This is a genomic window from Embleya australiensis (assembly GCF_051903075.1).
GTDB lineage: Bacteria > Actinomycetota > Actinomycetes > Streptomycetales > Streptomycetaceae > Embleya.
On sequence record NZ_CP182423.1, the window covers coordinates 1,482,059 to 1,495,177 of the forward strand.

A 13,119-nucleotide genomic window follows, 5' to 3' on the forward strand; every position below is an offset into this window, starting at 1 on the left:
ACATGCACGCGTTGATCATCACGAGTCCCACCGGAGGCCCGAGGCCCCACACGCGTCAGTCGTGCGGCGGCAGTTCGCCGATCGTGTGGTCGGCCACCTGGAGCGCCTCGTCCACCAGCCGCCGCAGATGGCCGTGGCGCAGCGAATAGACGACGCGGCGCCCGTCCTTGCGGGCCGTGACGAGGCCGGCCAGCCGCAGCTTGGCGAGGTGCTGGCTGACGGAGGGGCGCGGCGCGGCGCAGTCCCGGGTCAGCGTCGTGACGTCGGCCTCACCCCGGCCGAGCCGGTCGAGCAGGGCGAGCCGGGTACGGTCCGCGAGCAGGGCCAGGACCGAAGCGGCGACCTCCAGGCGTTCAGCGGCGGCCGACTCCCGCGTCATCGAGGCACCTGCGTGTCGTTCGCCCGTACTCATGCGCACATCGTAGGGCGAATCCCGGAGCCGCGACCGAACGCCACGACTCCGCCGAGACGGGGGCGCCGCCACATCTCCTACGATGCGTAGGAGGTAGGCTGGCCGCTCGATCGAGCAGCAGTCGCGATTCGGGACGGAGGGGTCCGCGTGGGTCGTTCGTCTGCCGCAGGGCGGTTCTCCGCAGGGGATTTCGCCGGCCGGACCCGTGGACGCGGCCGTGGCCGCACCCGTGGCCGTGGGCTTCGTCGGGTGATCCCGTTGCTGTTGCTCCTGCTCATGGCGTGCGCGACGGTCGGCTCGGTCGGGACATCCGGCGCGAACGAGGCGACCGCCGCGCCGATCCCGGCGCTCGGCGCCCCCGCCGCGATGGCCGCCGCACCGGCCGGACACCCGGATCCGGGCTCCCCGCACGGCGCGCTCGGCGCCGACTGCCGCCCCGGGGACCGCCATTGCGTGGCCGTACTGACCGGCAGCCCGCTCGTCCCGCCCCAATCGTCCCCCACCCCCGCCGATCTCGACACCACGGCGCCGCACGCGACTCTCCGCGTCGTCCCGTCCTCGACCGTCCCCCGGGATCCGCCCGACACCCGGGAGTTGTGCGTCAGTCGGACCTGACCACGACCACCCGACTCGTCCGCGCCGCGACACCGGCGCGCCCCGGCGAGCGGGATCCGTCGTCGATGTCACCGAGACGCCCGAGGGACACCCATGGACCAGCAGGACCGGACCCACCCGTCCGCAGCCGACAAGAACAAGCCGAGCGAGCCGAACCAAGCGGGGAACCAACCGGGAAACCAGCCGGGGAACCAACCCGACAAGTACTCCGACAAGCCATCCAAAAAGCAGTCGAAAGCCGAACGATCCGCCAAAATGGCCGAGACCCGCCGTCGTGTCGCCTCCGAACGCGACCGGCAGCGCCGGGCGCAGCGCCGCCGAACCCTCGCGGTCAGGGGCGTCGTGACCCTGCTTGCCACCGGCGTGGTCGCGGCCCTGGCCATCGTCGTATCGCGGAGCGACGACGACGCGAACAACCGCGCGGACAAGGCTGGTTCGAGCGGCGGCGCGCTCGTCGCCGAGGTGAAGGCCACCTCCGGGATCTCCTCCCCGATCCGGGGAGTCACCACCTACACCGCGTCCCAGGGCCACGAGGCCAAGCGGGAGATCCGCTACGAACAGGTGCCGCCCGTCGGGGGACAACACGATCCGGCGTGGCTGAACTGCGGTACATACGCCCAACCCGTCCCGGCCCGCAACGCGGTGCACTCGCTCGAACACGGCGCGGTATGGCTCACCCACCGCCCCGGCCTGCCCGCCGACCAGCTCGCCCTGCTCACGGCCAAGGCCAAGGCGTCGTACGTGATCCTGAGTCCCGTCCCGGACCTCCCGTCACCGGTGGTGGCCAGTGCCTGGGGCGTACAACTGCCGCTGACCGATGTCGGCGACCCGCGTCTGGACGAGTTCCTGAAGACGTACCGGGAGGGGCCACAATCGCCCGAACCCGGCGCACCGTGCAGCGGCGGGGTGAACAGGTGAAGGTGCTCGGCGCGATCGTCGAACTCACCCCGTTCCTGGTGGTCGCGTTCGGCTTCACCTACCTCATCCGCGCGATCCTCAACGCCGACCGCCGCGAACGCGCCCTGCTGGACGCCCGCGACCGCGCGGCGCCAACAGCGACGTCGACAACAACACCGGCACCGGCATCGGCCCAACCCGCGAACCCTCCTGAGGCACGGGAACACGCGTGTGACGACCCGGCAAAGCCCTGACCGCACCCAAGATCTCGACCTGGCATCTTCATTCCGGCAACGAGGTGTTACCGGATGCTTTCCTGGTTACGCTGCGAAGTGGCCGACGTGTGATCTTCGTTCGTGGAAGGGACGTTCACCATGTCCGTTTGCGAGCTGTTGGCACCGCCGCAGGTGTGCGACGCCGTCGACGATCGTGTCGACCTCGATCGACACGGGCGGCGCGACCTGAGCGTACGGATCACCGCCCCGGCGGCGGTGTGCGGGCCCGGCGACGGCCTCGTGGTGACGTGGGCGCCGCGATCCCCCACCCTCGTCGGGGCGTTCGAGGTACACACCGCCGTCGCGCGGGTCGGCGCCGTCTACGTCACCCTCCCGCACGCCAAGGTCTGCTGGAGCGCGGGCGCGGCCGTGCAGGTGACCTACCGGCTGATCAAACCGGACGGCAGAACCCTGGAGGCGCCCACCGGCGCCGTCGTCGAATGCGTCAGCGAATACCCGCCGTTGCTCGATTTCGCCGACGTCACCGAGGCGAGCAACGGACACATCAGCCTGGACCGACTCGACGCGCGCGGCGCGACCGTCACCGTGCCGTACGACGGTGTCCCGGTCGACAGCGGCGACACCGTCGTCGTCACCTGGACCCCACGACCTTCCGGCGTCGAGCCGTTCGAGACCCGCTTCACCGTCGAACGGGCCCGGGGCGACGGCTCCGCGCAGATCCCCTTGGACCGAGTACGCGCCTGCGAGGGCAGCAGCGCCGAGATCCACTACCGCGTCATCAAACGCGGCGGCATCGGCGAAGCCACCTCCGGCCGCAGCGTCTTCGCGATAGACCCCACCCCACTCCCCCACCGCCCCTGGCCGACAACCACCCGCCGCCGCCCACTCATCTAGGACGCGGGCCCGGCGGCGGGCCCGGACGCGGACGCCCCACCGACCGAGGCAAACGCCGCCTCCAGTACGTCCCGCCCTTCCCGATCGAACGCCACCAGCCGCACCCGCTCGACGGCGCTCGACGCCCCCACGATCGTCGAAACCGCGATCCGCGCGGCCTCCTCGGCCGGAAATCCATACACACCGGTCGCAATCGCCGGGAACGCCACACTCCGCACGCCCAGTTCGTCCGCGACCTCAAGGCAGCGCCGGTAGCAGGAGGCCAGGATCTCGGCCTCGCCGAAGTCGCCGCCCTCCCAGACCGGCCCCACGGTGTGGATCACGTGGCGCACCGGCGGATACAGGTCGAAGGCCGGCGTCGCCATCGCGTCGCCCGGATCGCACGGCCCGATCTCGGCCCCCGCGGCCGCGAGCCGTCGACCCGCCGCCCGGTGGATCGCCCCGTCCACACCACCGCCGCCCAGCAACGACTCGTTCGCGGCGGTCACGATGGCGTCCGTGCCCTGGAGCGTGATGTCACCCTGCACGATCTCGATCACAGTCATGGCCCGATCATGCCGGCGGCCTCCCCGGGCGGCGGGGCGGGACATCGGGCGGTGGGCGAGTGAGTTGGGGGTCCCCGTGCCGAGGCGGTGTAATCAGCCCTCGAGGTGCGGGAGTTGTGGGGTCAGGTCGTGGAAGTCCTCCTCCCAGCGGTTTCGGGTGTAGCGGCGGCCGACCGGGGTTTCCCACCACAGCAGGTCCTTGGCCAGGCGGACGTGGTCCAGGGCGATCCGCCGTCGGCCCAGTTCGGCCATCAACGGGTGCAGGCGGGTGGACAGTTCGTCCAGGGTCTCGGCCTCGACCGCGTCGTCGAAGCGGGTGCGTTCGCGGCGTTGCACCAGGGTGTGGTCGGGCGCGATCAGTCGGGCCAGATCGCGGCAGGCGGCGCCGATCGAGGTGCCGTCCGGGCGGTGCAGGCCGCCGGCGATGGCGCCCTGGTGCACCGCGTACAGGACCACCGCGTGCCGCACGGCCCGGGCGGCCAGGCGGCGTTCGAGGGTGACGGGCAGGTGGACGGTGATCGCCTCCACCGCGGACACGGGCGGCTCGGCCACCGCGGCCGGCAGGAATCGGGCGGGCAACCGGCGATCGCCGTGGACCCGCGCCAGGAACGTGTGCAACGCGTGCTCCCACGGCGCCCAATACGCGGAGACGCGCGGAATTGGCGGCGCGGTCATCGTGGTCGATTCGTCGTGAGGGGCATGATCGATTCCTCGGGGTCGACGCCCGCACGGGCGCCGGGGCGGGCGGGTGCGGTCATCCATCGGAACGGACTGGGAAGGGACTCGGAACGGACCGGGACGTGCCCGCCCGGGTGCATCCCCACGCCCGGGCGGTCCCGCTCCATCACCGTTATGACGAACCACGCCGCCGTTTTGTGACGGACGGTCATAGGACGGGCCCGCAGCTCCGAAGCCACCCTCAAGCCACCCCGAAGCCACCCCGAGCCCGCCCCCGGCTCCGCCGCGCCGGACGCCCGCCCGGTGTGCTTCGCACGGCGTTCGTAAAGTGTTCAGCACGCCGCCGCCGATGTGCCCCATGCTTCGATCCGAAGGCGAGTGCGCCGCTCGCCGCCGATCCCCGAGCAAAGGACTGGCCATCGTGCGAAAGTGTTTGCCTGGAAGAGTGCAACTCGTCGTAGCCGCACTGTCGTTCGTCGCCCTCGGACTATCGGGCGCGCCGGCGTCCGCACAAGCGCAGACACAGCCGCAGACACAACCGCAGACACAGGCACACATACAGCCGCAGACACAGGCCGCCGGCCAGGCCGTCGTACGGATCAACGAGGTCGAGTCGAACGGCGGCACCCCGGGCGACTGGGTCGAGTTGGTCAACACCGGCTCGGCCGCGGCGGACCTGTCCGGGTGGGTCGTCAAGGACAGCGACGACGCGCACACCTACCCGATCGCCGCCGGCACCTCGCTGCCCGCCGGCGGCTACCTTGCGCTCGACGTCGAGTCGTCCTTCGGTCTCGGCAGCTCCGACTCGGCCCGCCTGTTCGGCCCCGGCGGCACCACCCTCGTCGACTCGTACAAGTGGACCGCGCACGCCACCACGACGTACGGCCGCTGCGCCGACGGCACCGGCTCGTTCACCACCACCGTCGCGCCGACCAAGGGCGCGCCGAACTCGTGCCCCACCTCGTGGGCCGGCTGGCCCGGCGGCAGCACCGTCACCGTCGCCGACGGCTCCAACGTGTTCGGCACCAACCTCAGCGGCCTCTCCTTCCAGGACGCCGGCGTGTTGTGGGCGGTGAAGAACGGTCCGGGCACGCTGTACCGCCTCGTGCCGGACACCGGCGGCAAGTGGCGCCCGGATCCGACCGGCGGCTGGGCCTCGGGCAAGGCGCTGAACTACCGCAACGGCAGCGGCGATCCCGACGCGGAGGGCGTGACCTACACCCCCGACGGCCTGTTCGTCGCCACCGAGCGCGACAACGACGACAGCGGCGTCAGCCGGCCGAAGATCGCCCGCTTCGACACCTCCTCCACGGCCGGCGCACTGAACGCGACCGCCGAGTGGAACCTGACCGCCGACCTGCCCGCGGTGGAGGCCAACAGCGGCCTGGAGGGCATCACCTGGATCCCCGACACGTTCCTCACCGGACACGGCTTCCGGGACGAACACACCGGCGCGGCCTACGACCCGGCCGCCTACCCCGACCACGGGAGCGGGTTGTTCTTCGTCGGCCTGGAGGCCAACGGCACGGTGTACGCCTACGCGCTCGACCGGACCGGCGGCGGATACCACCGCGTCGCCACCTTCGCGAGCGGCTTCCCGGCGGTAATGGAGCTGCAGTTCGAGCCGGCGAGCGGTCGGCTGTGGGCGGTCTGCGACAACACCTGCCAGGGCCGCAGCACCACCCTCGGCATCGACGCCCAGGGCCGGTTCGCGATCACCGCCGGGTACAACCGCCCCACGGGGTTGTCGAACTACAACAACGAGGGCTTCGCCATCGCCCCGCAGACGGCCTGCGTGTCCGGCCACAAGCCCGTCGTCTGGTCCGACGACGACAATGACGGCGGCCACGCACTGCGCGCGGGCACGCTGAACTGCACGCCGTAGCGGGCGCGGAACGCGGCGCGGGGCGGGTGGTCTCGGTACGAAGACGTACCGAGAGACCACCCGCCCCGCGCCGTCGGCGGGTTCAGCGCTCCCCGGACGCACCCTCCGGGGCGGCGGCGGAGGGCACCGACGCGGTGTCGGGCGCGGGCACGGTCGCCGAGTCGGCGCCGGCGTCCGTCACCGGCGCGGCATCGCCGGCCGTCGCCGCCGCGGGAGTCGCGTCGCGCCGGTCGCGCCGGGTGCGGCGGATTCCCTCGGCCATCGTCGCCACGGCGATCAACACCAGCCCGCCCTCGGGGAGTTCGCCCAGGCGTGTGGCCAGGGTGGTCTCGCTGCGCAGCGGCACGGTCGCGTTGAGCACCGTGCGCGTCCACGGATCCGTGGACTTCACGATCGTGCCGTCGGGGGCGATGACCGCGCTGATCCCGGTGGTGGAGGCGACCAGTACCGACCGGCCGTGTTCGACGGCGCGCAGCCGGGACATGGCCAACTGCTGCTTCGGCTCGGCGAGGCTGCCGTTGCGCATGTAGGTGGCGTTGTTGGTGGGTACGGCGAGGAGGTTGGCGCCGGTGCGGACCGCGCCGCGGACCTGGCCGTCGTAGGCGACCTCGTAGCAGATCGAGGAGGCCAGGTGGATCGGGCCGACGTCCAGGCGCACCGGACCGGAGCCGGCGACGAAGTCGCGCGGAATCAGCTGGAGGTCGCCGAGGCCGCCGATCAGGTCGCGCAGCGGGATGTACTCGCCGAACGGCACCAGCTGCTGCTTGGCGTAGTAGCGACCCGGGCCGGTGTCGGGGAACCACAGCAGGCTCGTGTTGCGGATGCGGTCGTGGGAGGCGTCGAGGATGGCGCCCACCACGATCGGCGCGCCGACCTCGCGGGCGGCGAGCGAGATGCCCTCGCGCAGACCGACGTCGGTGCGCGGGTCGCGGTCGGTGGCGTTCTCGGGCCACAGGACCAGATCGGGCCGCGGGGCCTTGCCGAGCTTGATGTCTCGGGCCAGTTCGCGGGTGGCGGCGATGTGGTTCTCCGCGACCTGCTGGACCCGGGCCTGCTCCTCCATGTTGCGGGCGCGCGGCACGTTGCCCTGGACGACGGCCACCTTCGCGGTGCGCTCGCCGTGCGTACTCGGCAGCAGGAACACCCCGCTCGACGCGAGCGCGCCGGCCACGACGAGGCCCGCGCCGAACCGGACGCGGTACGCGCGGGGCGCGGTGAGCAGCGCGGCCAGGAAGGCGGCGGTCAGCGCGACGACGGCACTCACGCCGGGGGCGCCGGCCACGGAGGCCCAGCCCAGGGTCGGCGCGTCCGCCTGACTGAAGCCGAGCCGCCCCCACGGAAAGCCGCCGAGCGGGACGCGGGAGCGCACCGCCTCCGTGGTCACCCACCAGCAGGCCGCCCACAGCGGCCATCCGGGCAGCCGGGCGAAGGTCGGCACGGCGCAGCACAGCAGCCCGAGCAACAACGCCTGGGCCGCGCTCAACGCCAGCCACGGCAGTACGCCCAGGTTGGTCAGCCACCACAGCAGCGGAATGAAGAACGTCAGCCCGAACAGCGTCCCGAGCCGGAACGCCACCTTGGCCCGCCGATGCCGAATGGCGGCCAACAACAGCGCCGGCCCGACGGCCGCGGCGGGCCACAACCCGACCGGCGGAAACGCGAGCGCGAGCAACAGCCCGCCGGAGGCCGCCATGATCGCCCCGGCCCAGGTCCGCAACCGCCGCTGCACCGCACCCTGAGCCTGAGCCCGAATCGCCGTCATGCCGCCCACCCGGCACGAGACTCCGAGCGACCGGCAGCCGCGAACAACGGCCGTCCGTCGTCGAATCCCCCGACGAACACGGGCAACGGAACCTTCCCGACCGGAACCGACATCGGCGTCTCCTCGGCTGAACTCGGGGCGGCGCGTAGGGCGATCCGCGGAACGATCTGAACAAACAAGGGGGCGAGCCGACCCACGACAACGTCCACGCCGAGCAGGCCCGGAAGCTGTCCGAGGGGGGCGCCGGTCCGGGATGGCCCCGGGCGGGACAAGGCCCGGCGGGCGCTCGGATCGTGCGTCTCAGCCACGGAGCACCCCCGCGGGTATCGCCGCGGCGTGGGGATCGTTGGCATCGTCGACCGGACGACCCCGGCGTTCCGAGTGATCCGAGTGATCCGAGAGATCCGCATGATCCGAGAGATCAGAGCCGTCTCGACCCGGCGCCCCGTCCGACGTCCGCTCCACCTCCGCCGGAGGCAGAAGCGCCGCGAGGTCGGCGAGGACGTGGGCCAGCTTGGGATCGGCCGGCTCGTACCGCACTCGGCGGCCCACCGGGACCGTGCGTACCAGCCCGCAGTCCCGCAGGCGTGAGAGGTGGTTGGACACGTTCCCCCGGGTCAGCCCCAGCCGCTCGGCCAGTTCCGACGGGTACGCGGGCGCCGCCAACAGCGCCAGCAACAACCGGCGTCGGCTCTCGTCCGCGAGCGCGGTCCCCACCCGGGCCAGCGCGGCGGCGTCCACCACGACGGCCGGCCCGTCCTCTTCGTACGTATGCACGCGTAGACGTTACAGCACGCACTGAATCAAGCAACCACTGAATCGAACATTCGACCGTCCCATCCAACCGGACAGGCCCCGAGCCCGGCACACCGCCGCCTCGGCCCGCGTTGTACCCGACCACGAAGTCGTGCGGGAGATTTCGGCGCTGCGGACAACGCCGCGCACCCGGTGGCTTCCTAGCGTGTGGCCATGACGCGAACCGCCGGGCCACCGTCCCAGATCCACGACCTCGTGCTGCGCGGTGGTCGGGTACTCGACCCCGAGACCGGGCACGACGCACTCGCCGACGTGGGGGTGACCGGCGGCACCATCACCGCCGTGTCCGCGCGCCCGCTGGTCGGCCGGCGCACCATCGACGTGCGCGGCCTCGTGGTCGCGCCCGGCTTCATCGACATGCACAGCCACTCGCACGACGTGGCCGGCCACCGGCTCCAGGCCATGGACGGCGTCACCACCGCGCTCGATCTCGAGGCCGGCCTCTCGCCCGTCGACGAGGGCTACCGCCAGGCCGCCGCCGAGGGCCGTCCGCTCAACTACGGCTTCTCCGCGTCGTGGTGCCAGGCCCGGATGGCGGCCGTCGGCGGCCTCCCGCACGGCGGCGGCATGCACGTCGCCCTCGGCCTGCTCGGCAACCCCGCCTGGCAGGGCGAGGCCACCGGGACCCAGGTCGACGAGATGCTCGAACTCCTCCGCCTCGACCTGGCCGCCGGCGCCCTCGGAATCGGCGTCGTGGTCGGCTACGCGCCGCGGGTCCGGCCGGAGGAGTACCTGGCCGTATCCCGCCTGGCCGCCGAATCGGGCCGCCCCACCTATACGCACGCCCGGGACCTGGTCGAGCAGTTCCCGGACGTCGTGATCGACGGCGCGCAGGAGATCGCCCGCGCCGCGGCGGAGACGGGCGTACACGCGCACTTCTGCCACATCACCTCGACGTCGCGGCTGCACAGCGACCAGGTCATGCAGCTGATGGACGACACCCGCGCCGAGGGCGGCCGGATCTCCACCGAGGCGTACCCGTACGGCGCGGGCATGACCGCCATCGGCGCCGCCTTCCTCGCCCCCGAACTGCTGGCCGCCACCGGCCTCACCCCCGACGGCATCGTCTACGCCGCCACCGGCGAGCGCATGGCCAACGCGGAACGGCTGCGCGAGGTACGCGCCAAGGACCCGGCGGGCCTGGCCATCGCGCACTTCCTGAACGAGGCCGACCCCTTCGAACAGGGCCTGATCGACCGGGCCCTGCTCCACCCCTCGACCGTGGTCGGCTCCGACGCGATGCCGCTGACCTGGACGAACGGCGAACCCGACCCGCTGGCCTGGCCGCTGCCCCCGACGGCGGTCACCCACCCGCGCACCTCGGGCACGTTCGCCAAGGTGCTGCGCCGCTACGTCCGCGAACTCGACGCGCTCACCCTCCTGGAAGCGGTCTCCCGCAGCAGCTTCGGGCCCGCGCGGATCCTCCAGGACAGCGTGCCCGCGATGCGGCGCAAGGGTCGAGTGCAGGTCGGGTGCGACGCGGACCTGATCGTGTTCGACGCGGAGACGGTGACCGATCGGGCGACGTATGAGCACAGCACGCGTCCGTCGCTGGGCTTTGCGCACGTCCTGGTCGGCGGCGTAGCGGTGGTTCAGGACGGGACGTTGTGCCTGGATGCCCTGCCGGGGAGGCCGGTGCGGGCGTGAGCCCGACGGGTCGCGGGGGCCGGCTCGCGGCGTGAGCGGGGCGGGGGCCGGAGTCGTGGGCGCGGGGGTGCGCGGGCCCGGGACGCGGGTGAGGCGCGACGGGGAGCCGGAGTCGTGGGCGCCGAGGCGCGCGGGCCCCGGCCGCGGGTGAGCGCTACAGGGGGCCGCAGTCGCGTGCGCCAAGGCGCGCGGGCCCGGCCGCAGCGTGAGCGTGTCGGGGGGCCGGACTCGCATCGGCAGTGTTGCTTCTTTTTGGGCGCTTCGCGCCGGCTCGCGAAGCACCGCTTTTCTGCTCCTCCGCTTCGCTCCTCCGCAGAAAAGCGGCCCCTCGCTCGGGGCTGGGTGCCCCTCCGCTTCGCTCCGGGTCACCCAGCCCAAACTTTGCGGCTCCGCCGCTCTCCGCGCTGCGCGCGTCGATCACGCGGGCGGCCCGGGTCGGGGGCGCTGACGCGCCGCTGGGGGTCAGGTCGGGTTGGGGCTGGTGGGGTGTGGGGTGGGGGCTTCGAGGAGGCCTGATGCGAGGGATTGGGCGTGGGTGTGGGCGGGGCAGGCGTGTGGGCCGAGGCCGTAGGGGGTCTCGGTGAGGTCGATTTCGATCGTGGTGCCGTCCGGTGCCACTCGGCGGGTGCGTGGGACCGGGGGGTCGGTGCGGCCGGAGGCCAGGTGGGCGACCAGGGCCTTGGTCGCGTCGCATGCCTGGACGAGCAGGCCGATGCGGTTGGCGGTCGCCTCGTCGGCGACGCCGCCGCATACCCGGACCAGGCGCGCCACGGCCCGGTCCGCCTCGGCGGTGATCGTGGTGTGCGGCTGGTACGCCGTCGCCACCACCGCGACGTCGGCGGCGATGCTCGCGGCGAGTTCGCCGGGCAGGCCGAGTACCTCGGCCAACACCTCGACCGGCCCCCGGCCGTCCCGCGCGGCCCGCTCCCGAAGGTCTCGCGGATCGATCCGGTCCAGATCGGCGACGACCAGGGCCCGCCGCCGCTCGTGCACGGCGCCGGCGCTGAACCGGGCGACCGAGGCGCGCAACCACGCGACGCCCGCGGGCGCCGCGTCGGGTACCACCGGCATCGTGTAGGCGGGATCGGTGAGCAGGGCGTGGTTTCGCGACGTCATGCCGCCATCGTGGCCCGGAAACACTTCGGCGGACACCGAAACGACGCCCCCGTCGACCTCAAGGATGACCCCGACCCCGGACCTCGGTCCCGGTCGGGCATCGACGCCGGACCCGGGTCCCGGGTCGAGATCGTCTGCCGAACGGCCCGCCGGGGCCGCCGAAGGCGGTGAAATGGAACGGACGCTCCATACTCGCGCTCCGGCACCCGCGCGGCACTCGCCCCGCGGCACGCCCCGAGCCGCCCCCGACCCCCGCCCACCCCGCTCACCGTCCACCTGCACAATCGAAGGAGACCCGAGCATGGGGTCCGATCACGGCCTGGTGGCGGCCCCCGCGCAGGCCCCCGCCGCCGCCCCGCCGCGCGCGACGGAGGGTGCCGCGAGGCGCGATCCGCGCGCACCCGCGCACCGCCGGCGCACCGTGCCGAAGCCCGGCGCCGCCGCCTGGCAACGGCTCCGAGCCAACCGCGCGATCGCCTTCCTGGTGCGGTACCGCGCCAACCTGCTCGTATCGCTGGCCGCCGGCGCGATCGACACCCTCGCCTACCTCCTCCCGGACGAGGGCATGGAACCCCGGCGCGTACCGGTCGGCATCGCGCTGGCCCTGGTGGCCGCCGCGATCCTGCCCGCGCGGCGCCGGCATCCGATGCGCGTGCTCGCCGCGGTCGTCGCCACCCAGACCTGCCTTGTCGTGGTGACCACCGCGACCACACACTCCTACGGCGGCGCCCTTCTGGTCGCGCTGTATACCGTGGCCCGCTTCGGCAGTACCCGCGACCTCTGGATCGCCGGTTGCGGTGCGCTGGCGGTCCAGGTGCTGCGCGACTCGTACGACTCCGACACATTCGTCCCGATGGTCGGCGCCGACCTGCTGGCCACCCTCCTGATCGTCGGCGTCGGGCTCGGCACCGCCAAGTGGCAGGGCCAGGTCGCGCTCAACCGGCAGTTGCTCGCCGATCGGGCCGTCACCGAGGAGCGCCGGCGGATCGCCCGGGAGTTGCACGACATCGTCGCGCACCACATCACCACGATGTACCTGATGTCCGGCGGCGCCCGGGCCACCCTCGAACGCGACCCCGACACTGCCCGGGAGGCGCTGTTCACCCTGGAGTCGTCCGGGCGCGCCGCGCTGCGCGAGATGCGCCAATTGCTCGGCGTACTGCGCAGCGACGACGGCCCCGAGCAGGCGCCTTCCGAACCCCAGCCCGGGATGGACGACATCGACGCACTGATCACCGAGTCCCGCGCGGCCGGCCTCCCGGTGGAGTACCGCGAGCACGGCGAGCGTGAACCGCTGCCCCCGGCCACGGGTCTGACGCTGTATCGGATCGTCCAGGAGGCGCTGACCAACACCCGCAAACACGCGGGCAACGCGCGCACGTGCGTCGAGGTGCGGCATCTGCCCGATCGTGTCCTGATCGAGGTGGTCGACGACGGCGCGGGCAGCATCCCCGCGACCGGCGTGGTCGGCGGCTACGGCCTGACGGGCATGCGGGAGCGGGTGGCGCTGCACGGCGGGACGCTGGAGGTCGGCCCGTGCCCGGGCGGCGGATTCCGGGTGTTCGCCAGCGTGCCGCTGCCGTCGAAGGGCCCCGACTGGCGCGGCTGAACGGGCG

At 72.9% G+C, this 13,119-nt stretch carries 12 protein-coding genes and 1 pseudogene; 7 read left to right on the forward strand and 6 right to left on the reverse strand.

Features of this window, described 5'->3' with window-relative positions; genetic code table 11:
• Positions 1 to 55: 55 nt before the first annotated feature.
• Positions 56 to 412, reverse strand: a complete 357-nt coding sequence (locus ACMXN5_RS36705; RefSeq protein ID WP_439679218.1) for an ArsR/SmtB family transcription factor — start codon at positions 410 to 412, stop codon at positions 56 to 58.
• A gap of 249 nt (positions 413 to 661) precedes the next feature.
• Here ACMXN5_RS36705 and ACMXN5_RS36710 point away from each other — a divergent pair, with 249 nt between their 5' ends.
• From ACMXN5_RS36710 to ACMXN5_RS36725, 4 genes are all read left to right on the forward strand, one after another.
• Positions 662 to 1,027 carry a hypothetical protein gene (locus ACMXN5_RS36710; protein WP_439679219.1) on the forward strand — a complete coding sequence of 122 codons (366 nt, stop codon included), beginning with the start codon at positions 662 to 664 and terminating at the stop codon, positions 1,025 to 1,027.
• 255 nt (positions 1,028 to 1,282) lie between these two features.
• Complete coding sequence (locus ACMXN5_RS36715) at positions 1,283 to 1,945, forward strand: DUF3105 domain-containing protein (protein WP_439679220.1); 663 nt, start codon at positions 1,283 to 1,285, stop codon at positions 1,943 to 1,945.
• On the forward strand, positions 1,942 to 2,178 hold the full coding sequence (locus tag ACMXN5_RS36720) for a hypothetical protein (protein ID WP_439679221.1): 237 nt from the start codon (positions 1,942 to 1,944) through the stop codon (positions 2,176 to 2,178). Before ACMXN5_RS36715 ends, ACMXN5_RS36720 begins: the two co-directional genes overlap by 4 nt.
• Positions 2,179 to 2,298: 120 nt before the next feature.
• Entirely contained in the window at positions 2,299 to 3,054 is a 756-nt protein-coding gene (locus tag ACMXN5_RS36725; protein ID WP_439679222.1) for a hypothetical protein, read from the forward strand.
• On the opposite strand, the gene ACMXN5_RS36730 is transcribed toward ACMXN5_RS36725, so the two are convergent.
• Both ACMXN5_RS36730 and casB read right to left on the reverse strand, forming a co-directional pair.
• Complete coding sequence (locus ACMXN5_RS36730) at positions 3,051 to 3,599, reverse strand: macro domain-containing protein (RefSeq protein ID WP_439679223.1); 549 nt, start codon at positions 3,597 to 3,599, stop codon at positions 3,051 to 3,053. The two genes, ACMXN5_RS36725 and ACMXN5_RS36730, sit on opposite strands and share 4 nt — an antisense overlap.
• A gap of 93 nt (positions 3,600 to 3,692) precedes the next feature.
• Positions 3,693 to 4,274 carry a type I-E CRISPR-associated protein Cse2/CasB gene (gene casB, locus ACMXN5_RS36735; RefSeq protein WP_439679224.1) on the reverse strand — a complete coding sequence of 194 codons (582 nt, stop codon included), beginning with the start codon at positions 4,272 to 4,274 and terminating at the stop codon, positions 3,693 to 3,695.
• A 448-nt stretch (positions 4,275 to 4,722) separates the two neighbouring features.
• On the opposite strand from casB, the gene ACMXN5_RS36740 reads away from it, so the two are divergent.
• On the forward strand, positions 4,723 to 6,162 hold the full coding sequence (locus ACMXN5_RS36740; protein ID WP_439679225.1) for a lamin tail domain-containing protein: 1,440 nt from the start codon (positions 4,723 to 4,725) through the stop codon (positions 6,160 to 6,162).
• Between the two features lie 82 nt (positions 6,163 to 6,244).
• Here the strand turns inward: ACMXN5_RS36740 and lnt are convergent, their stop codons facing one another.
• Together lnt and ACMXN5_RS36750 are read right to left on the reverse strand one after the other, a co-directional pair.
• Positions 6,245 to 7,924, reverse strand: coding sequence for an apolipoprotein N-acyltransferase (gene lnt / locus ACMXN5_RS36745; protein WP_439679226.1), 1,680 nt, complete (start codon positions 7,922 to 7,924; stop codon positions 6,245 to 6,247).
• Between the two features lie 453 nt (positions 7,925 to 8,377).
• Positions 8,378 to 8,701 (reverse strand): annotated as a pseudogene (locus ACMXN5_RS36750) (ArsR/SmtB family transcription factor); the annotation flags it as partial.
• 192 nt (positions 8,702 to 8,893) lie between these two features.
• On the opposite strand from ACMXN5_RS36750, the gene ACMXN5_RS36755 reads away from it, so the two are divergent.
• Positions 8,894 to 10,387 (forward strand): amidohydrolase family protein, encoded by a 1,494-nt coding sequence (locus ACMXN5_RS36755; protein WP_439679227.1) that lies wholly within the window; start codon positions 8,894 to 8,896, stop codon positions 10,385 to 10,387.
• A 462-nt stretch (positions 10,388 to 10,849) separates the two neighbouring features.
• On the opposite strand, the gene ACMXN5_RS36760 is transcribed toward ACMXN5_RS36755, so the two are convergent.
• Positions 10,850 to 11,503, reverse strand: coding sequence for a hypothetical protein (locus tag ACMXN5_RS36760; protein ID WP_439679228.1), 654 nt, complete (start codon positions 11,501 to 11,503; stop codon positions 10,850 to 10,852).
• A 301-nt stretch (positions 11,504 to 11,804) separates the two neighbouring features.
• On the opposite strand from ACMXN5_RS36760, the gene ACMXN5_RS36765 reads away from it, so the two are divergent.
• Positions 11,805 to 13,112: a sensor histidine kinase gene (locus tag ACMXN5_RS36765; RefSeq protein ID WP_439679229.1), complete on the forward strand. Its 1,308-nt coding sequence runs from the start codon at positions 11,805 to 11,807 to the stop codon at positions 13,110 to 13,112.
• Positions 13,113 to 13,119 lie beyond the last annotated feature (7 nt).